A 19,966-nucleotide genomic window follows, 5' to 3' on the forward strand; every position below is an offset into this window, starting at 1 on the left:
ACTACTCCTCCACCAGGTCCTCGAATCTAAGTTTAGTCAACCCGCTCTGTTTAATCTTATCTATCGCCCAGCCAAGCCTATCTGTGAGAATCATTATCGCTGCCTGAGGCGGTATAACACCGACCTCTGTTATTATAGCATCAATATACTCTGGAGGCGTGACATCGAATGAGGGGTTTAATACCTTCACGTTCTTATGTGCCTCGAGCCAGTCGGCAGGGACTACTTCTGTAGGATCCCTGTATTCTATTGGGACGAGCTCGCCTATGACTGTCATAGGAGAGAACTTGTAAGTCTCTGCAGCAACAAAAACCCTGACTCTAGCTTCGTGTGCTGCAAGCGCTACCTGGCTTGTACCAATCTTGTTTACGACAGCCCCGTTGCTAGTGATCGTATCAGCGCCTATAACCACATGGTCTATCTCATGCATTATATACCTTACCGCGCTATCCGGTATCTGGACGACTGGGACCCCGTTCTCTAGGAGCTGTCTCGTAGTTATCCTACCCTGGTAGAACGGTCTCGTCTCCGTACTGTATACTTTAACCACCTTGCCCTGCCTATACGCCTCCGTGATTACTGAGACGGCTGCAGTACTATGGCAATGTGTAAGGATGACAGAATTCTCCTTAATCCTCTTACTCCCGAACTCAGCAATCCTCTTGACGGCTTCAAGGCTCTCGTTAATAAACCTGTTGGCTGTCGAGATAATACTGTTTCTAAGAACCTCTATGTCGTCGGCTGGCTGGAACACTGCTTGCATAACGTACATGACTGCGTTAGGCAGGCTTACAGCCGTAGGCCTCGTAGATAAAAGGTAGTCTGCGGCCCTAGCCATATATTTCCTGAATACGTTTACGTCTCTTCCACCACTGTATTTCTCGGCAGCGATCTTTAACGCTTCGGCAGCAGACCTAGCGATCTTTCCCGCGCCCCTAATCTTCATAGATCTTATTCCTTCAGCTATCTCGACTACCTCCCGGGGGAAAGCCTCCATCTAACCACCCTTCTCGAGTTCCGAGAACAGGCTCTCTATCGAGGGGACTTGCGGAGGGTATTTACCGTAAATAGATTTAACGAGTATAGGTATGGACTGCGGGGGGTATAGGCCGAGTTCTGTAGCGATACCGTCTATCATATTAGGCGGGGTTACATCGTATATAGGGACTCTAGCAGCGTATTTCTCGGGGAGGCCCTTCTTCGTCTCTTCATCCATTAGCAACCTCCAGTCTCCTTCAGGAAGCCTGACCAGCTCGCCGTAGATAGTCTCTAGGCTGATCTTGAGGGTAGGGGCTATTACGAAGAACCTGACCCTTGCCTCGCTAGCTGCTAGCGCCATAAGGCTTGTCCCAACCTTGCTGATCACAGCTCCGTTTACTGCAACGGCTTCAGCCCCGCTGACAACTTTATCCACGTTCTTCATAAAGAACCTTGCCGCAGAATCGACAACAAGGTATGTTTCAACTCCTAGCTTATCGAGGAAATCGGCTAGTACAAGCCCCTCCATTCCAGGCCTGGATTCCAGGACGTAAACGCTGAACCTGACCTTGTTCCTTACAAGGGTTTCAAAAAGCCTCCTAACGGCGATACTATTACTATTGGTCATTAGAACGTCCCCGTCGACCACCCTCCTAGCCATTACTTCGCTAGCACTCCATAGGTCTCTATCGTACTTCTCCTTCAGCCATTCGATCTCTTCTCTCACGCCCGTACAACCCTTTTCTCTTAGGCTTGTCAGAATAAGCCTGGTCGCGTTAAATAAACCAGCGCTACCAGGCCTCTCCCTACTGTACTGCGTGTACTTCTCCTTGAGAAACCTAACCAGTTTCCCACAGTCTCCAGCCGAAGCGATCTTATACGATTCGTTTAGCAGATCCAGGATAAGCTCGCTCCCAGTCGGCCTATGGGAGAACCCGTGTCTAGCAAGCTCGCTCATCTACGGCTCATCCACCTCTCAGTATTAAATCAACTATATTGCTAACGCTTTTTTTAAATTCAGCTGAATCGTTTACAAGCGGGATTTCAAATATTCTGATAGGCCTACCCACTATCTCGGCAACGCTAACCGTCCTAACACTCCACGGCTTGAGAGGAGAGAGCACTTCCACAGCCCTACAGTACTTATCCCCATTGTATAAAGCAGCCCTCGTAGGCGCTACAACTATCGCGAAATCGGATCTACAGGAGCCGGGTGTCGGAGCCGCTACATCATTATATCCTTCCACCAATAGCACCCTATAGTCTTTGAAGAAGTTTAGGAATGAGTCGATCTGTAAGTAGGTAAGCGGGTTATCTAATAATTCCTCGAGGTATCTCACACTAGTTTCTACAAATACCCCGCTCCCCCTCACAACGTTGTACACGGTTTCAAATATCCCTCTAGCAACAGGCGGGAGACGCCTGATATTCTCTCCTATAACGAGATACGTGTGCGAGATGCCTGCACTAGTCAAACTAGTGAAACGTGCTAGGACAGTAGTCTTAATACTCGACGACATATCGTCTATGTAGGACCTGAACGAATACCCCTCGGCATAAGGGTCTATTGGTAACGTCAGTATGTCGACTGGGTTTACGAAAGGGAGTTTATCTAGCAGACCAGCTATCTCAGCCACTATATACGCATCGTGGCCGATCAACAACCTGGTAGTCACAGTATTCTCGATAGTATCCGGCTGATACCACCCGTTATGCCCTGCTACCGGTTTGAAATAACCAGGCTTCAACCCTCTCTCTAAGAATTCCTCGAATAGTCCTTTAACAAGAGTTGTCTTACCTGATTCGTATGCTAGCAAGCCTGAGACTAGTATCCTCATCCCGCATCATTAGATCAAAGTCTCGCGAGCACGTTTAAAGACCTATCTTTGCGAGCGTTAAGAATTTATAATTTCAAGCCTGTCTAAACTAGGATTAACGGTGTTGACGATGAACAGGCTTGTCATAATCGCATTGTTAACCCTACTCGTTGTAATACCGTTCGCAATAACGCCTCTGCCTGTGAACAGCCAGAAATTCGTCCAGTCTATGAAGTTTATTATGATCTACGCTCCGAGCGCAGATCCTGCGGTGATAATGAATTCAAGCCTCGTAGGCAACAATACCGAGATCATAAAGGTCGAGCCGGAGCCTCCCTATAGCTATTTACTCGATCTAATGAGGATAATCGACCCGTCGATTAACATAAGCGTGAATATAATTAATGAGACGATCGCTTTCGCAGGTAACAGATATGCCAGCCTAGTCGAGCTAGTCAACCAGAGCTTTGTGAATACTATTTGGAGGGGTAATTTCACGGTTTTTATAGGAGTACCGGGATTGAACCCTAATACTACTGGTATGGCGATCAACCCCTATTATAATCTCAGCGGGAACTATATCCAGCCCGAGGTATTTGATATCCCTGTGAACGGGAGTACTTACTGGAGTATACTGAATACGTCTCTCCAACTATTGAAGACTAACGAGGGCTTTTCGATCAACCTTACTAATTACGGGGTTCTCCAGTACTTCGATAATAATACGCTTGATACTCCTAGTTTCGCAGTATCGGTTCCCAGCGGTCTCAACATATCTCCCGGGATATACTATTTAAAGTTTAAGATAATATCAGTGAATACAACCCATGTAAGGGTATTGTTCCCCGGAACCCTAGTATCCAGCGGCTGGCTTAACAGCTTCTACGGTAGTTTCACAGAACCTGTTGTAATAATCAAGCTTATCCCGATAGAATTCCTGAAAACCCTCCCACCCGACGCACTCCTATGGGTTTTCAACCTCTCATGCAACCTCTACAACTACCTGGCTACTAAAGCAACCTGGTATACGAGCGGCGGGGTGTACATAATGTACTACCCGGTTTTCCAAGACCTCGAGAGGCTGAAGCCTCTTGTAAACGAATCCCTGTATAGAATGCTCGAGGACATGGCTCTCAAAAACCTCGGCGATATAGTAAGCTCGTTCAGGCTCTACCTAGGTGTTAACAGTACTATCGTAATATACAACCCGTTTAAGCCTGTATCGCCTAGAGCTGGCATAGGGCTACCAGAGTTAAACCCCGGTGTCTACGATGCTACCGGCGATACAGATATTTTGAAAACACTAGGGGACCAAGGCTGGTCTTTCACCGTAAGGAATATCGGTGGCAGGGTATTAGTCGAGGTATACGACTATTCTAGGCTCGGGTTCGGAGAAGGATTCATACTACTGGTTAAGCCAGCTGGCGTAAACGAGACTCTTGCCACCGCTCACGTGGTGAAGCAGAGTGTTTTCGAAGATCTTGTAAGGTCTTACACAAGCCTCTACTACCCTTCGCCAGCCCTACTAGTTGAAACAGGTTTCGAAATGCAAGACCTTATAGATAACCTGACGAACAGGATTAATGTTTTAAACGACCAGGTCAAGAGCCTGAACGAAACCGTCAATATACTATTGGTCAACGCAGGGAACTGTAATGCTACTGTAGCAAACCTCACGGTCAAGCTGTTAGACTACGAGAACAGGGTTAGCCAGGCGGAGAATATGCTTAACCAGGCTAGGCAGTACGCTATATTCGGCCTCGTAGCAACGGTAGCTATAGCACTAAGCCTCTACTATATTGTACTGAAAGGAGTAAAGATGAAGTAGACCTTACGCATCAAGACGGTTTTTTACCAGAAAGCAGCTAGGAATATGAAGAATAGGCCTATTAGAATCCCGAGTAGCTCACCTCTTTTCTCGCCCGACTTGAAAAGCTTAAGCCTATACATTCTTTTATTAAACGGGTAGAACCATGCTACTCCTTTAAACGTAAGGGTGTCGGTTGCGAGGTGGGATACCCAGCCTGCTAGGAATGAGGAAGAGTAGATGAGCACGTCTACCGGCTGTAGTCCTGTTCTCGAGACCGCGATAGCCAGCCCTACTGTAGCAATAAAGGCGGCTGTGAGGTTGTGTAATAAAACCCTATGCCCCATCCTCAGGTCTAGGTCTGGGAATAATCCTCCTACGCCTCCTAATATGATTGTTAGAGAAGGGTCGATGTTCGCCATCCTGCTTATGAACATGCCGATCGAAACCCCTATGAAAACATGGGTAAAACGCTTCATAACGAGCACTCTATGATTCCGCAGGAAGCAATATTTAATTACGATTCACCCTATTTTAAAGAGTCTGGGTTGTTTAACGGTGTCTTGATTGAGCGAGATCGTATCTAGTATTGAAGCAGAAGCTCTCAAGATTATTGAAGAGGCTAGAAGAAAGGCTGAGGAAATTATTGAGAACGCTAGGAAGAAAGCTGAAGAGATAGTTAGGAACGCAGGGTATGATACTATAGTCGCTGCCGAGAGGCAGAGACTCGAGGAAGAAGTCGAGAGGACTATAAACGAGGTTATTAGACAGGCTGAGGAGAAAGCTGAGAGCATTAGAAAGAGGTACTCTAGTAAGATTAGCGAGTGGGCACGTCGTGTAGCCTCTATAGTAGCCGGAGTCGAGGTAGGCTAGTCCTTGGTAGACGCTTCGAAGCTATTCTTGAACAAGCCTGATGTAGGGGTTAAAACGTATATTATAGTACCTGTTGAAGCAGCTGATTCCCTACTAGACGAGCTGGTCAGGAAGAGCCTTGTAGAACCCATACCCCTTCAGGAGGCTGCGAAAGAATTCGAGAAGATAAAAACAGATGTAGACATGGCTACGAGAACAAGCAGGCTGGTAGACGAATTATCGAAGAGGCTACCGAGAACAGTTGAAGTAGAGATTAAAGAACTACCCTGGGATACTAGTGAAGCATTAAAGAAACTACTCGTAGAACTCGAAGAGGTATACAAGACTGTGCAAGCACTCGAAATAGAGCTTGGGAGGGTAGGGGATAGTATAGAGAAAGCACTGGCTGTGGAGAAACTAGTCGAATCCCTATCCTCGAGCGGTGTGAGAGACCTTGTCCTAGACTATGAGGGGCCGTACCTCGTTATAAAAACACTGTATGGGGGTAGGGAAGAAGTTGAGAAGCTAGAGCAGTACGTAGTGAGAGCTCTCGCCAAGCTAGATACCGGCTCCGGGAAGACGATAGCAATATTTCTATTTGAAAGGAGTGTTTTCGAAAACATTAGATCCCAGGTCTCCCGTCTCGAAGTAGTCTTCGAACCCATACGCTCCGGCGATCCTGGTAGGATACTGGCTGAGGCTAGGAGGTTAAGGGGGGAGCTAGAGGCTAGAGCGGCTGGTCTCAGAGATAGAATTAGCGAACTACTACTTAGTAAGTCCTACGAGATCGGTTTGGCAAAAGTCTTGTCTGAAACGCTCCTGGCTAAGATAGGTGTTGTAAGAGAAGCCCTCGAGTCGAAATATCTCACAGTAATAGCAGGCTGGACCCTCAGATCCAGGCTGGACGAAGTAAGAAGAATCGCTAGCAGGTTTAAAGGGAGTGTCATAGCCGAAGAATCGCAGGAGCCTCCTGTAGAATTCAATAACCTCAAGCCTTTCAAACCCTTCGAACTATTCACAGAGATCATGGGTTATCCTTCACCAAGCGAGTGGGACCCCACTCCGTTGCTAACATACCTCTACCTAACGTTCTTCGCCCTCATGTTCCCCGACGTCGGATACGGGCTAGGCCTTATAATAGGATCTAGGCTAGTACTACCCTACTTCGTCGAAAACAGAGAGACCCTCGATAAGCTATTGAAGATAGCTACATACGCTGGTATAACAGGGATAGTAACAGGGATCCTATCTGGTAGCTTCTTCGGCTCTCTGCTAGGCGTTTACATATCAAGTGTTATCCCTCCAGTCTTACCCAGCCTACCGCCTAGGCTTGGGCAACCAGAGGATATCGGGGTAGCTATATTAAGCTATATAGGATTAGCTCTAGGAGTCGGGTACTTCGTAGTATCGTTTTCGCATGGGATAGGTCTTGCAAAGAACGCCAAACTTAGAAACTGGAATGGGGTATTATTCGAATCCATCATAATACTGTTAATGATATCTTCTCCACCAGCTATTAAAACAGTACTCGGTTTCAACATCGATATACTAGGCCTGGAGAGGATTGCCCCGGGAGATGTATGGGTTAAGATATCGATAGGCTCTTTCATATCATATAGTATTATAAAATCGGTGTTAGACAGACCTTTCGGCGTATTACTATGGATATTTGACATCCTCGGTGTAATGGCTGATGTATTGTCTTTTGTACGTATAGCCGGGATAGCTGTAGGCTCAGCTATCATGGCCGAGCTATTGAACTCTATGATAGTAGGAGCTGTAGCCTCTACCGTAAGCCTGAGTATTCTAGGGTTTGTAATAGGGTTCCTACTAGCTATAACCCTCCACATGATTAATCTAGGGCTTTCATCGATAAGCCCGTTTGTGCACTCCCTGAGACTAATAATGTACGAGGTATCGTCGAAATTCTACGAAGGAGGAGGTAGAAGGATTAACCCGGTAGGGCCCAAGAGCTTTGTTGTGAGAATAGGGGGCGAGTAATAGTTTTAAATATCTTCAATACTTTACTAACTGGGGGTATGCGAATTGAGTGACTGGATAACCCTACTAGGCTTCTTAGGCCCTGGGCTAGCTGAAGGAATGGCATCCATCGGCACGACAATAGGGATAGTCGAAGCAACTTCTTCAGGCATACCGGCAGTTGCTGAAGACCCTGGGCAGAGGGGTAAGGTTTTCGTGCTAGCGTTCCTGCCAATGACCCAAACGCTAGTATACGGATTCGTCTACATGTTCATAATGTACTTCATGCTATTACCTAGTATGCTCGCTAAACACGGGGGAATGCTTCCTCCTAATATCGCAGGCGCTGTATTCGGTGTAAGCCTTTTCGTCGGTTTCGCAGAGCTCGTATCAGCATGGATGCAGGGGAGGGTCTGCGGTCAGACAGCGTCCCAGCTTATTAAAACAAAAGGAGGCATCTTCGGTACAGGCATAATATTAGCAGCTTACGAAGAGCTATTCGGAATACTTGGAATGGTATTCGGGCTAGTACTAGGCTTTATAATCGCGGGCTGGTAGCTTGGAAAGGGGTATCAAATGAGTGTTGAAGAGCTTAAGAAGACGGTGTTGGAGAAAGCCAGGGCTGAAGCAGAAGATATTGTTAAAGACGCGTTGAGGAGAGCAGAGGAGATCCTGAGAGAGGCTGAGGAGACGAAGAGGAAGATTATTGAAGCTGAGAAGAACAAAATTAGGAGCGAGATACAGGCTGAGAAAAGGATTGGCGAGGCTAGGCGTAGGGCTAGGATGATAATGACAAGTGTGAAAAGCGACCTCATGAAACAGATTAAAGAAAACGCTATTAGAATATTGAAGGAAATGGATCCCGTGACCCGCGAAGCATCTCTTAGGAAGCTTATCGAAGAAGCGTTGAGAGAGGTTAGGGGAGTTGCTGGAGGAATGGGCAGTATAGAAGTCTATGTATCCCCCGGGGACAGAGACCTGGCTGATAGAATATTGAGGAGCGTGGGAGTAGTCAATTACACTATACGAGTCGACGAGAATATTCTAGGAGGTGTGAGGATATCCTGCTGCGATAATACTTTCGTAGTAGACAATACTTACAACACTAGGCTATCTAGAGCCCTGGCCCTCGTAGCGAAAGAAGTGTCGAGAGAAGTAGGCTTATGACGAGAATAGATGCTGCCTATATTATAGTATTAAGGCTGTCTAAACCACCCTTCCTCGAAGACCTGCTCGGTATAGTAGCAGGAGAGAGGGATACCGGGACGTTAAAACTCGAGTCAAGCCCCTACGCAAGGCTTGAATTAATAAGGGTATTGAATGCTCCTAGTAGCGAAGAGCTGGATAGGGAGCTCAGGAGTATTCTAGAGGGAGAATTCGGCTTCGTCGAAAGCTATCTTCCACGTGCCTATCTTAACGTATCCCGTAGCTTGAGGAAGCTGCTTGATATCGAGGGCCAGCCCGCTAAATTAACCCTGGAACCCTCTGGGCAGTCCGATAGCACCGGGTCCGCATGGCGGGGTATTACACACGTGGTAGAAGAATTCTTCCGGGAAACCTATAATGCTATGAAAGAGACTGGGGAATCATACGATAACGCGTTATCTATAGTCGCCTCCCTCCTCTACGGCGTCTACACGAGGTATGTAGAAGCCTCTAAACTACTAGGTTTAAACCCCGGGCCTGATACAGGGTTTAGAGAAGCCTTGTCGAGTGTAGGGGGCTCGGGCAGCATATACCTATACTCATCTATAGAGAAGATATCTAAGGCGGCCAGCCTCTGGGCGAGAGACCCGGTGAAATACCTTGTTGAAGAGGCTAGGGCTGTGTACGAGGCTTCTAAGACAGCCCTATACTTCAGCGGGGGCCTCCTCAATATTCTAACACATTTTTTTGTAACCAGATACTACGAGTCCAAGCTCCTAAGGGTTATCGCTTCAAGGAGGTTTAACCCCCTTGCAGGAGGTTAGGAAGGTAATTATACTAGCTAGTAGAGACAAAGCCCCATTCTATAGTTTATTGGGCTTTCAAAACGTTATAGTAGTCGATAAAAACACAGTGCTACAGAAAATACTGGAACTAAAGAATCGGAGGGATCTAGCGGCTATATTAGTCGAAGCCTCCATAGCCCGGGAAGCCGGGTTAGATATTCTCGGCTTGAACGAGAAAGGTCTAGGGCCTGTGGTAAGCATGATACCAGACGATAAGCACTCGATATCAGGAGACCCTAAGGGTTATTACATAAAATTTGTTTCCCGTATAATAGGTTACGTTATAGGTGTCTGAATTGAGTAGTAGGATCGGGAGGATTTACAGGATCGCGGGCCCACTGGTAGTAGCAGTCGACATACCTTCACCAATGATGTACGAGGTCGTCTACGTTGGTAGCGAAGGCCTTATAGGAGAAGTCATCAGCGTTAGAGGCGGTAAGACGTATATACAGGTCTATGAAGAGACAACAGGGCTATCTGTTGGTGAAAGAGTTGAAGCAACCGGGGAGCTCTTATCAGCCGAGCTAGGGCCCGGGCTAATAGGCTCTATATACGACGGCCTCCAGAGGCCCGAGGTAGAGATAGCTAGGATTATTGGAGATATTTTCATTAAGAGGGGTGTGAGAGTAAACGCTCTGAGGAGAGATGTTAAATGGGTTTTCGCAGCAGACCCTAAAACGAAGGTCGGCGACGATGTTGAACCAGGCGATGTAATAGGGTTTGTCCAGGAGACACCTATCGTCACACACAAGGTTATGATACCGCCCGGGGTCAAAGGAAGGCTTTCTTGGAGGGCTGGTGACGGCGAGTATAGAGTTGACGATGTTGTAGCAGTCGTCGAATCAGGGGATAGGAAGTACGAAGTTAAACTATACCATAAATGGCCTGTTAGAATACCCCGTCCATACCGCGAGAAGCTCCAGCCGAGAGAGCCCCTTGTAACAGGTATCAGGGTAATAGACCTAATGTTCCCAATAGCTAAAGGAGGTAAAGCTGCTGTACCAGGAGGGTTTGGGACAGGGAAGACAGTCCTGTTGCAATCCCTTGCTAAATGGTCTTTCGCAGACATAGCGATATTCGTTGGATGCGGTGAGAGAGGTAACGAGATGGCTGATGCTCTCAAGAGCTTTATCGAGCTATACGATGTAAGGAGGAATAGGCCGATGATGGAGAGGTCTATATTCATAGCGAATACGAGCAATATGCCTGTCGCAGCGAGAGAGACAAGCGTCTTGCTAGGCGCTACCCTAGCCGAGTACTACAGGGATATGGGGTATGACGTACTGCTTGTCGCAGACTCGACTAGCAGGTGGGCTGAGGCTATGAGAGAGATCAGCGGGAGGATGGAGGAGATGCCCGGCGAGGAGGGGTTCCCAGCCTACCTCGCGAGCAGGCTCGCCGAGTTCTACGAGAGAGCAGGCAGGGTCATTCCCCTCGGTAGGCCCGAGAGGATTGGTAGCGTAACGATATTTGGGGCTGTATCACCCCCAGGCGGAGATTTCAGCGAGCCTGTTGTAAGGAATACTCTCAGGTATGTCCAGGCATTCTACGCCCTAGACTACGACCTAGCAACCCGTAGGCACTTCCCGGCTATAAACTGGCTTACAAGCTATAGCCTGTATGTTGACTATGTTAGAGAATTCCTGAATGAAAGGTCTGCTGGCAGATGGCTCGAGATGAGGAATATGTTCCTCAAGATACTACAGAGAGAGGCCGAGCTAATGGATATAGTGAGGCTAGTAGGCCCCGAAGCCCTCCCTGAGGAGGATAAGCTAGTCCTAGATGTAGCTAGGATGATTAGGGAAGGGTTCCTCCAGCAGTACGCCTACGACCCTAACGATGCTTTCTCGCCTCTCGAGAAAGGCTTTATGATAATGGAGGCTATATGGAGATTCCACGAGACGGCATTGAACATGCTGAAGAAGAATATTCCATTATTCAAGATCAGAGAGCTTAAATCACCCTACTTAATATACAAACTGAAACTCTATTCGCCTAGCGAGGTGGAGAAAGTGTACTCGGAGTTTATAAAGCTTTTCGAGGAGGAAGTGAGGAAGCTTGCGGGTTGATTAGTATGAGTATGATTGTTAGAGAGACGAAGAATATTATTGGGGCAAAAGGGTCGCTAGTATTCGTTAAATCACTGCCGAAGGTATCATACGGTGAGCTAGTTGAGATCGAGGTAGATGGAGAGACGAGGCTGGGGCAGGTAGTCGATATAAGCGAAGATATCACAGTAGTCCAGGTATTCGGCTCTTCGATAGGGATAACGCCAGGTAGGTCAGTCGTTAAACTACGTGGTGAAACGCTGAAGATACCTGTATCCACAGACATGCTGGGTAGGGTATTCAATGGGCTTGGTAAGCCGATAGATAATGGGCCAGACATACTACCAGAGGATTACTTAGACATCCACGGCGATCCTATCAACCCGGCTTTGAGAATGCCTCCTTCAGAATTCATTGAGACAGGTATATCGGTTATAGACGGCATGCTAACACTTGTTAGAGGCCAGAAGCTACCTATATTCTCCGGCTCCGGGCTCCCACACAATAAGATCGCTATGCAGATCGTGAGGCAGGCTAGCGTAAGAGGTAGCGGGGAGAGTTTTGCTGTAGTCTTCGGGGCTGTTGGTGTTACATTCGAAGAGGCAATGTACTTTATAAACGAGCTTAGCAGCATGGGAGCTATCGATAGAACCGTAGCATTCCTAGCCCCGGCTTCCGCACCGCCTGTGGAGAAACTAGCTTTGCCAAGGGTTGCTTTAACAGTCGGAGAATTCCTAGCGTGGAGGCATGATATGCACGTCCTAGTGATCTTGACGGATATGACAAATTACTGTGAGAGCTTGAAAGAGATATCTGCTGCGAGAGAAGAAGTACCGGGCAGGAGGGGCTATCCGGGCTATATGTATACGGATCTCGCTACAATGTATGAGAGGGCTGGGAGAGTTGAGGGTAAGAAGGGTAGTGTTACTATCATGCCTATTCTAACAATGCCAGACGACGATATAACACACCCAATACCCGACTTGACAGGCTATATTACAGAAGGCCAGATAGTCCTATCCAGGGACTTGTGGAGGAAAGGGATCTACCCGCCTGTAGACGTATTCCTATCCCTGTCGAGAATGATGAAAGAAGGGATAGGGCCTGGTAAAACACGCGAAGACCACCACCAGGTATTCTCACAGCTAATGTCCGCCTACGCCGAAGGACAGAGGCTTAGAGAGATAATCGCGATCGTCGGGGTAGAATCTCTCACAGAGAAAGACAAGAAATATCTGGAGTTCGCAGACGAGTTCGAGCTGAAATTCATCAACCAGGGAGAGAACGAGAGGAGGAGTATCGAGGAAACACTAGATATCGCATGGGATCTGCTTGCCATATTACCGGAGGAAGAGCTTAAGATCAGAGACGAATACATTAAGAAATACCATCCGAAATACAGAGGGTTGAAATGAGCCTACAGATAATTAAGATTAGCAGGCCTACTAAAATAGAATTAATCAGGCTTAGGAAGAGACTTGCCCTAGCGAGAAGGTACTATAATATCCTCAAAGACAGGGAGACATTCCTCTTGCAGTCTTTCAGAGATACCTATATGAGGCTCGTAGAAGACCGAAGGCTCTTAAACAAGCTCCTGGGAGAAGCATTAAATTCGTATTACACAGCCTTGAGCATACACGGATGGCAATCTATCATTGAGCAGGCTGGGGTTGTGAGAGAAGAGGCTGTTTTTAAAGCAACCTACAAGAACATACTCGGGGTATGGGTGTACGGGTTCGAGCCGGGCGCTAGGATAAGCCCCCAGCCCCAGCTATTGCCGGAGTTAGCGGGGCTACAGCGTGTTAGAAACGATATCTTAACCCTGATAGCGAGGATAGCTGAGAACGAGAGGGCTCTTATAAATATCGGTATGGAGATATCGAGGCTGAGAAGGATCGTTAACACACTCGAGAAAGTCTACATACCCCGCTTAGAGAAGACTATCAGGTATCTTTCTATGAAATTCGACGAGATGCAGAGAGAGGATACTGTTAGGACTCTAAGAGTTAAGAGAATGCTTGAAGCTAGGTAGCCGTTTCTTAAATAAACGGGATGTTTTCATAGGCTTCTTCCGCAACTATTGAGACCTCATCCGATCTAATAACGGAGATTATTGCTAGTAGAGAGACCGCTATCGAGAACAGGTCGAAGAATGCCACCGGGTAGAGGCTTGTATTGGAAACAGTACTCATATAGAAGGATATTGTAGTAAACGCTCCTAGGCTAGCACTCCCGGTAGCCGGGTTAACTTTTATTACACGCGAGCTCAAGACCCCTTTCGCATATTCGAGGACGCCCGAGGAGTCGTAGACGGCTTCAGCATCTAGTGTGACAGGAACTGTTATCCCTGATACCGTGGTATAATACTGTAGATTGTATGCTACGCGGTCTCCTGCCAGGCTCTTATTATAGAAGAATGAATCCAGGAGTCTATTCACTAGAATCCTCACGTTGTCTACTTGGCTCGTCGAAACATATACGTTGGAGTTGCTGACAACCATTAACACCGAGTCATAGTCACCGTTAGCAGAAATATTCAGGGTATAGGCTAGGGGTTTCGAAGAGATTGTAGACAGCGTCCCATACGAATAACCAGCTACAACCGATAGTATTAAAGCTACTAAAATGGCTTTAGCAATCCTACCTAGCCCTCTTTTATATTCGAATATTATCCCGAGAGCTCTCAGGATTTCTACTAGCGGGGAGCCTGTAGTCTGCTCAAACCTCTTAGAGAAACCCCTGGCTATCAACCAGGCTAGGATCATCCCTGTTAGGAAACCTCCTACGTGGGCGAAGGTAGCTATCGTGGTGTAAGTGAAGTATCCGTATATTATTTGCAGGGCGAACCATAATATCATGAAAGCATAGGCTGATACGGGCATGCAGAAGGGGAGGAATAGGAAGAAGGTGCACATAGACATTTTGGTATTAGGGAAAAGTATCAGGTACGCGCCTAGCACTCCCGAGATTGCTCCACTAGCCCCTACAGCAGGTATGGTGAGAAGGCTCCAGCCACTTACAGACGCGTAAGCTAGGTGAAAGATTGACGAGAAAATTCCTGATACAAAATATAGAATGAGATACCTTAGTCTGCCAAGATAGTTCTCCACTCTGTAGCCGAATAGGTATAGGAAGTACATGTTGAAGAATATGTGGAGTATGTCTGCGTGGGTGAACATAGCTGTAAACACGCTTGCTAACCCCTGGACCGGGTTGGAGAGCAGGGTTATAGGTGTGAATCCTAGACTCTCAACGTACTGGGGCGATGACTGGATGAAGAAATACATGTAGCTAGTATAAGCATACACAAGGGTGTTGGCAACTATTAGACCAATTGTAACCCATGGTAAGGGGCCTTTCCTATATACGCCGCCGGGTATGACCATTATCCCAATCTCTCGTAATTTCTAAAAGGTTTCATAGATAATAAATAATACATCTATAGAATACAACCGGTGGATTCAATAATAACAAAGGGTTAATACTGTCTACCCGGTGCCGGGTTTGAAAATATCAAGGGCCTGGGGCAGCAGGTTCCTAGTCTACGTAGACGATCTCCCGCTCTTCGGGCATATTGCTTTCGGCATTATTGACAGGGGTACGAACATCCTCCAGGTCAGGCCGACAACCCTATGCCCATACAACTGCGTATACTGTAGTGTCGATGCCGGCCCTTACTCCCGGAGAAGACTCAGCGAGTTCATAGTTGACCCGGAGTGGCTTGTTAAATGGGTTAGAATAGCGTATAAATTGAAGAAAGGGGAGGTTATAGAAGCCCTCTTAGACGGCGTTGGGGAACCACCTACACACCCAGGGATAGTGTATATCGTGAGAGAACTCAAGAATTTCATACCCCGGGTAGCTGTTGAGACAAGAGGGTTTACCCTAACTAAGAGCATGGTACTCAGGCTATGGGAGGCAGGGTTGGACAGGCTTAATGTAAGCATAGATACGCTTGACGAGGAGAAAGCCAAGTTCTTGGCCGGGCAGGAGTGGTTTTCTGTTAGGAGGGTTAGGGAAATCGTTGAGTTCACGCTTAAGGAGACAACTATCGATGTTATGCTGACCCCGGTCTGGATACCAGGGGTAAACGATAATGATATCCAGGATATTATTGAATGGGGGCTGAAAATCGGCGTGGGCAGGAGGTTCCCAGGATTCGGCATACAGAAGTACGAGGTTCATAAATACGGGAGGAAGATTAAAGGGGTTAGAGAACCTTCCTGGACCGATTTCTACGATCTCATACACAGGCTCGAGGAGAAGTATGGTATAATCCTAGACTACAGGAAGCTAGATATCGGGGTTAGGAAAGCGCCTAGAATACCTTTATTCTTCAGGAGAAGGGATATTGTAGAACTCGAAGTAAGGTCGCCGGGCTGGCTGAAAGGTGAGGCTCTAGGTGTCAGCGAAGATGGGAACGCTGTTGTAACAATAGTCGGTGTAAACGATTATACTCCTAGAAGGATCAGGGCGCTTATTATTGAGAACGGGGACGGGATATACATAGCAAAGCCGTTGGATTGAGAGATTCTTATTAATCCATCATCATACAAAATCCTGGCCCGGCCAGGGTTTAATGGTTTAATATTCCCTGGAAATATTAGTATTCAGATGATGAAATCTCAGGGATTTAGAACGGCTTGGATGATATAGCGGTTACCCACTGAAAGCGTGGTAGATTATATTGGTTGATGCACTGATATTCGACTACGATGGAACGCTGAGCCCTATTGATGCACCCCGCGAGAAGGCATTTATACCCTCTGATCTAAACCGGGTGCTAGAGAGTCTTGGAGAGAGATACGTATTAGGGGTTGCGACTAGCAAAGACTACTGGTTTATAAGAGATAGGGCAACATGGGCTAAGGTTCTCGGCTTAGTAAGCGGGTTAGAGGCTATCGTAGGAGACTCGTACTTCCTAATTAAAGAGGTCGTGGTCTCGGATAGAACCCGTTTGCTTAAGGAGTTATTACAAGAGCATAGATGGGATGAATGCGTTTTCGTTGAGGAAAAGAGATCGATTCAGAAACTCCTCCTAGGGTTATCGGTTGATTACAGAATGTGCAGCCATAAACCCGAGGAGGTAGAGCTCTTCGCCAAAAAGGCTGAAGACAGGGGGTTGATCGTCTTTAGATACTATGGGCAACCCTTCATAGACATCTATGTCTCGAAACCCGATAAATCGAGAGTTCTAGAGATTGCAAGGAGGCTCCTAGGGCTTCGTAGAATATATTACTTCGGGGATAGCGAGAACGATATAGGGGCTTTCGAGAAAGCAGATGTCAGGATCCTAGTTCTACACAGATACAATCAGCACATGCTCAAGTATTTTAACTATGACTATATAATCAAATTTGAAGATCTAGCGAGGTGGCTCTCACTTGAATTTCGACACTAGCCTCCTCATGAATTATCTAGTGGCAACACTCGTGCTTATCGCTGTAATAATCGTCACATACGTGATCGCTAGATTAGTGAAATATTTCATAACATATATATCCGGGAAAACAGGCTTCTCAGACTGGATGATGAAATTCCACTTCGGGAGGGCTATTATAAGGTCTGGTATGACTGTAGGCGAGTTCTTCGGGAGGGTTTCCGAATGGATAATACTGCTAACTGGTGCCCTACTAGGTTTAGCTGTATGGTTCCAGTTAATAAACTATGGAGAGATATCTGCTACAGTCCTCAATATCATATATACATACATATATGGCTTTGTGAAAACATTTATAATAATAGTCATCGGCTTCATCCTAACAGACTCGTTCATAGGCTACATATATAAAGGAGGGGATTCAGGCGGTAGCATAGAGTTCCTAATGCCGGTAGCCGAGTATCTCAGGCTCCTCTTCTATCTCGCAGTACTAATATTTGCTCTAGAAGTAGGTGGCTTAAGCGTGAAAAGCCTGACTACTATGCTAATGCCGATTGTATGGGGTTTGACAATTATTATGATTGTACTAGCTATCGGTAAGATAACTATAGAAGTCTTGAGTAAGGTTAAGAGAGGATGATCTTTGCCTCAATAATGTACCAATCCTCTAATAGTAAAGGGCAAGAGCTACTGGCCCAGAGAATGGTTAAATTCGCTAGAAGACTTGGTGTTGAAGCATGGTATGTTACCAGTATTTACCACGATGGCAATCCTGTAGTAGGCGAGAGAGATATTGAGCTGACTGGCAGGAACTACGTATTGTTTGAGAAAGATCCCTATATCGGCCTGCCTACTATTAGAGTAGCTAGTTTCAAAACAACGTGGCCTCCGAGGAGGATTGTATTCAGAGATTTCGTAACTGTTCTGAATAGAATCGATAGAGAGATAGGTTTAGACTTTATAGTAACCCATTCAACGCTATGGAACGGGCCTGAAGACGCAGCTAAGTGGATTCTATGGAAGAAATTAATGAAGCACATGGGGGAGAATGTTAGGATTACTATCATGGGGCATATGAGCCATTACCAGCCGCCGGATCCTCAACGATACTCTTTGTTCGAGAGAACTTATAGAATGGCCTGGAATGCTACGGCTCTACCATCTGTTTTCAAAGCTGCTAGCATCATACTTGTTCTAACACCGGTAGAAGGTGAGGATATGATAACCCTCGGCGCCAGCCCGGAAACTATACATCTCTTCCCTGGAGGTCTCGACGATGACACCGCAGATTTAATCAGCAAAGCAGACCCTAGGTTATTCAGGGATAAATACAAAATCCCAAGTGATGCTAAAATCGTCTCTTACATGGGGACTGTCGAATACAGGAAGAACCCGCTTGCTGTAGTAAAGATCGCGAGAGCTTTTAAGAATAGAAGAGACATAATCTTTGTGATAGCAGGAAGACCGGGGGACCAGTGGGAAGAGGTGGTTCAGGCAGCGAAGAATCTCGGAAACGTTGTTATAACCGGGGAGTTGAGCGAGGAAGAGAAAGCCTCTCTTATAAAAGCATCGTATTTAAATATCATAATGTCCCGTATGGAGGCTTTTGGTTTAACACAGCTAGAGTTCATGTATGGAGGTGTCCCTGTTATAACCTCGGCAGTATACGGACAGAAATGGCTGGTAAGAGACGGTATCGACGGAGTGCATGTAGGGGGGCCGGAGGATATCAAAGGAGCGGTTCGAGCTATAGAAAACCTTTTGAGAGACGAGGGTAAGTGGAGCGAGATGTCTAGGAATGCTAGAGAAAGGGCTCGAGAATTCCTTTTCTCGAAGCTTATTAAATCCCTGTTTGATAGAGTTGAAACATTACTGAAACGCTAATGCTACGAGACGGAGGTGTTACTAGTTCGCGAAATCTAAAGCTATCCTAGTATTCCTCCTGCTAAGCGTTGTCTCGTTATTCGCGGACATGGTTTACGAAGGAGCTAGGAGTATAAGTGGAGCATTTCTCGAGACGATTGGCACACCATCTCTCTTCGTCGGGTTTATGGGTGTTGGAGAATTCGTTGGGAACGTGCTAAGGTTTATAAGCGGTCTAATAGCCTCTTATACAGGCTCGTCTCTTACACTATGGGCTTTAACCATATCGGGATATATGATTACATGCCTCAGCATCCCCCTGCTAGGTTTTACACTAGTATGGCAGATAGCTCTGTTCCTCTACGTTCTAGACAGGGTTGGGAAGGGGTTGAGGTCGCCTGCTAGAGACGTGATCCTCTCCGAGGTAGCAGAGCCTATTGGGATCGGGAAGGGGTTCGGGATACACGAGCTGCTAGACCAGGTCGGTGCTTTCACAGGGCCTCTCCTTGTAGTAGGGGGCCTTACCCTAGGAGGCTATCCGCTAGCTTTCAGACTCCTCCTAATACCCGGGCTTCTCGCAATAATACTCGTCATCTCCTCCTCACTAACCTACCCGCGGGTTAAAAGCGTTGTTAGAGTCGGCATCTACAGGGGCTTGAAGGGTTTGAGCAGGGTTTTCTGGATTTATACTGCTTCGATAACACTCCTCGGGCTAGGATTCATGCACTGGTCTATCGCCTCATACTGGTTTAAAGCAGCTAGTGTGATCGGGGATGCCGAGATAGGCTTGTCCTATACTCTCGCAATGCTCGTAGACGCTCTGATAGCGGTTCCTCTAGGAGTACTCTTCGATAAATACTCTTTCAAAACCCTTCTACTACTACCTTTATCCTCAGTAGTCTTCACGGTACTTGCTACGACGAGACTAGGGTTTCTAGCAGTACTGTCCGCGATACCCTGGGGTATTGTAATGAGCGGTGAGGAGAGTATTGTGAGAGCTGCCTTGGTGAAGACTGTCCCGAGAGAGGTGAGACCTCTCGCCTACGGGTTGCTCAGCATGCTATTCGGGCTGGGCTGGATGGTAGGAGGCTTCATATATATACTGCTCCTCCAGAGTTCCGTGTACAGTGCTATAGTCTACAGTATTATAGTAAATGCTTTTTCAACAGGTTTAATCGCCTACCTCTCCAGGATCGCCCGGTAGGATATCGGTCAGTGCAGCAGGGGGATTACATCACGAGCTCAGGCGC

General features: G+C 46.8%; 20 protein-coding genes. 15 read left to right on the forward strand and 5 right to left on the reverse strand.

The genetic code is table 11. The features are described 5' to 3' along the window. Position 1: 1 nt before the first annotated feature. From ACSU1N_RS07115 to ACSU1N_RS07125, 3 genes are read right to left on the reverse strand one after another with little or no spacing between them, the layout of a single operon-like run. Entirely contained in the window at positions 2–997 is a 996-nt protein-coding gene (locus tag ACSU1N_RS07115) for a ribose 1,5-bisphosphate isomerase (RefSeq protein WP_440059547.1), read from the reverse strand. Continuing rightward, the gene (locus ACSU1N_RS07120) at positions 998–1,936 is read right to left on the reverse strand and encodes a translation initiation factor eIF-2B (RefSeq protein ID WP_440059548.1); all 939 of its coding nucleotides are present in this window, start codon (positions 1,934–1,936) and stop codon (positions 998–1,000) included. It lies immediately after the preceding gene. Positions 1,937–1,943: 7 nt separating this feature from the next. After that, positions 1,944–2,816, reverse strand: coding sequence for an ATPase (locus ACSU1N_RS07125; RefSeq protein WP_440059549.1), 873 nt, complete (start codon positions 2,814–2,816; stop codon positions 1,944–1,946). Positions 2,817–2,925: 109 nt separating this feature from the next. On the opposite strand from ACSU1N_RS07125, the gene ACSU1N_RS07130 reads away from it, so the two are divergent. Further along, positions 2,926–4,623, forward strand: coding sequence for a hypothetical protein (locus ACSU1N_RS07130; protein ID WP_440059550.1), 1,698 nt, complete (start codon positions 2,926–2,928; stop codon positions 4,621–4,623). Between the two features lie 23 nt (positions 4,624–4,646). On the opposite strand, the gene ACSU1N_RS07135 is transcribed toward ACSU1N_RS07130, so the two are convergent. Continuing rightward, complete coding sequence (locus ACSU1N_RS07135; protein WP_440059551.1) at positions 4,647–5,081, reverse strand: metal-dependent hydrolase; 435 nt, start codon at positions 5,079–5,081, stop codon at positions 4,647–4,649. Between the two features lie 88 nt (positions 5,082–5,169). On the opposite strand from ACSU1N_RS07135, the gene ACSU1N_RS07140 reads away from it, so the two are divergent. Genes ACSU1N_RS07140 through ACSU1N_RS07180 form a run of 9 tightly spaced genes read left to right on the forward strand, consistent with a single transcriptional unit; the run spans position 5,170 to position 13,505 of the window. Continuing rightward, positions 5,170–5,475, forward strand: a complete 306-nt coding sequence (locus tag ACSU1N_RS07140) for a V-type ATPase subunit subunit G family protein (RefSeq protein ID WP_440059552.1) — start codon at positions 5,170–5,172, stop codon at positions 5,473–5,475. 3 nt (positions 5,476–5,478) lie between these two features. Next, on the forward strand, positions 5,479–7,455 hold the full coding sequence (locus ACSU1N_RS07145) for a V-type ATP synthase subunit I (protein WP_440059553.1): 1,977 nt from the start codon (positions 5,479–5,481) through the stop codon (positions 7,453–7,455). 45 nt (positions 7,456–7,500) lie between these two features. Next, a complete protein-coding gene (locus ACSU1N_RS07150; RefSeq protein ID WP_440059554.1) occupies positions 7,501–7,992 on the forward strand; it encodes an ATPase in 492 nt (163 codons plus the stop codon). A gap of 18 nt (positions 7,993–8,010) precedes the next feature. Beyond that, positions 8,011–8,601 carry a V-type ATP synthase subunit E gene (locus ACSU1N_RS07155; RefSeq protein WP_440059555.1) on the forward strand — a complete coding sequence of 197 codons (591 nt, stop codon included), beginning with the start codon at positions 8,011–8,013 and terminating at the stop codon, positions 8,599–8,601. Beyond that, positions 8,598–9,404 (forward strand): hypothetical protein, encoded by an 807-nt coding sequence (locus ACSU1N_RS07160; RefSeq protein WP_440059556.1) that lies wholly within the window; start codon positions 8,598–8,600, stop codon positions 9,402–9,404. Before ACSU1N_RS07155 ends, ACSU1N_RS07160 begins: the two co-directional genes overlap by 4 nt. After that, on the forward strand, positions 9,391–9,720 hold the full coding sequence (locus ACSU1N_RS07165; protein WP_440059557.1) for a V-type ATP synthase subunit F: 330 nt from the start codon (positions 9,391–9,393) through the stop codon (positions 9,718–9,720). Before ACSU1N_RS07160 ends, ACSU1N_RS07165 begins: the two co-directional genes overlap by 14 nt. Position 9,721: 1 nt before the next feature. Continuing rightward, entirely contained in the window at positions 9,722–11,494 is a 1,773-nt protein-coding gene (locus ACSU1N_RS07170; RefSeq protein WP_440059558.1) for a V-type ATP synthase subunit A, read from the forward strand. A gap of 5 nt (positions 11,495–11,499) precedes the next feature. Next, the gene (locus ACSU1N_RS07175; RefSeq protein ID WP_440059559.1) at positions 11,500–12,888 is read left to right on the forward strand and encodes a V-type ATP synthase subunit B; all 1,389 of its coding nucleotides are present in this window, start codon (positions 11,500–11,502) and stop codon (positions 12,886–12,888) included. Then, entirely contained in the window at positions 12,885–13,505 is a 621-nt protein-coding gene (locus ACSU1N_RS07180; RefSeq protein ID WP_440059560.1) for a V-type ATP synthase subunit D, read from the forward strand. The genes ACSU1N_RS07175 and ACSU1N_RS07180 overlap by 4 nt, the downstream gene beginning before the upstream one ends. 7 nt (positions 13,506–13,512) lie before the next feature. Here the strand turns inward: ACSU1N_RS07180 and ACSU1N_RS07185 are convergent, their stop codons facing one another. Beyond that, complete coding sequence (locus ACSU1N_RS07185) at positions 13,513–14,859, reverse strand: rhomboid family intramembrane serine protease (RefSeq protein ID WP_440059561.1); 1,347 nt, start codon at positions 14,857–14,859, stop codon at positions 13,513–13,515. 109 nt (positions 14,860–14,968) lie between these two features. Between ACSU1N_RS07185 and ACSU1N_RS07190 the strand changes: the two genes are divergently transcribed. The 5 genes from ACSU1N_RS07190 to ACSU1N_RS07210 all read left to right on the forward strand — a co-directional run bounded on the left by ACSU1N_RS07190 (position 14,969) and on the right by ACSU1N_RS07210 (position 19,920). Continuing rightward, a complete protein-coding gene (locus ACSU1N_RS07190) occupies positions 14,969–16,000 on the forward strand; it encodes a radical SAM protein (protein WP_440059562.1) in 1,032 nt (343 codons plus the stop codon). A 160-nt stretch (positions 16,001–16,160) separates the two neighbouring features. Beyond that, entirely contained in the window at positions 16,161–16,874 is a 714-nt protein-coding gene (locus ACSU1N_RS07195; protein WP_440059563.1) for a haloacid dehalogenase, read from the forward strand. After that, positions 16,858–17,493, forward strand: a complete 636-nt coding sequence (locus tag ACSU1N_RS07200) for a hypothetical protein (protein WP_440059564.1) — start codon at positions 16,858–16,860, stop codon at positions 17,491–17,493. The genes ACSU1N_RS07195 and ACSU1N_RS07200 overlap by 17 nt, the downstream gene beginning before the upstream one ends. Positions 17,494–17,555: 62 nt before the next feature. Next, positions 17,556–18,737, forward strand: a complete 1,182-nt coding sequence (locus ACSU1N_RS07205; protein ID WP_440059565.1) for a glycosyltransferase family 4 protein — start codon at positions 17,556–17,558, stop codon at positions 18,735–18,737. An 88-nt stretch (positions 18,738–18,825) separates the two neighbouring features. Next, positions 18,826–19,920 carry an MFS transporter gene (locus ACSU1N_RS07210; RefSeq protein WP_440059566.1) on the forward strand — a complete coding sequence of 365 codons (1,095 nt, stop codon included), beginning with the start codon at positions 18,826–18,828 and terminating at the stop codon, positions 19,918–19,920. Positions 19,921–19,966 lie beyond the last annotated feature (46 nt).

It is taken from the genome of Thermogladius sp. 4427co, from assembly GCF_051933805.1.
GTDB lineage: Archaea > Thermoproteota > Thermoprotei_A > Sulfolobales > Desulfurococcaceae > Thermogladius.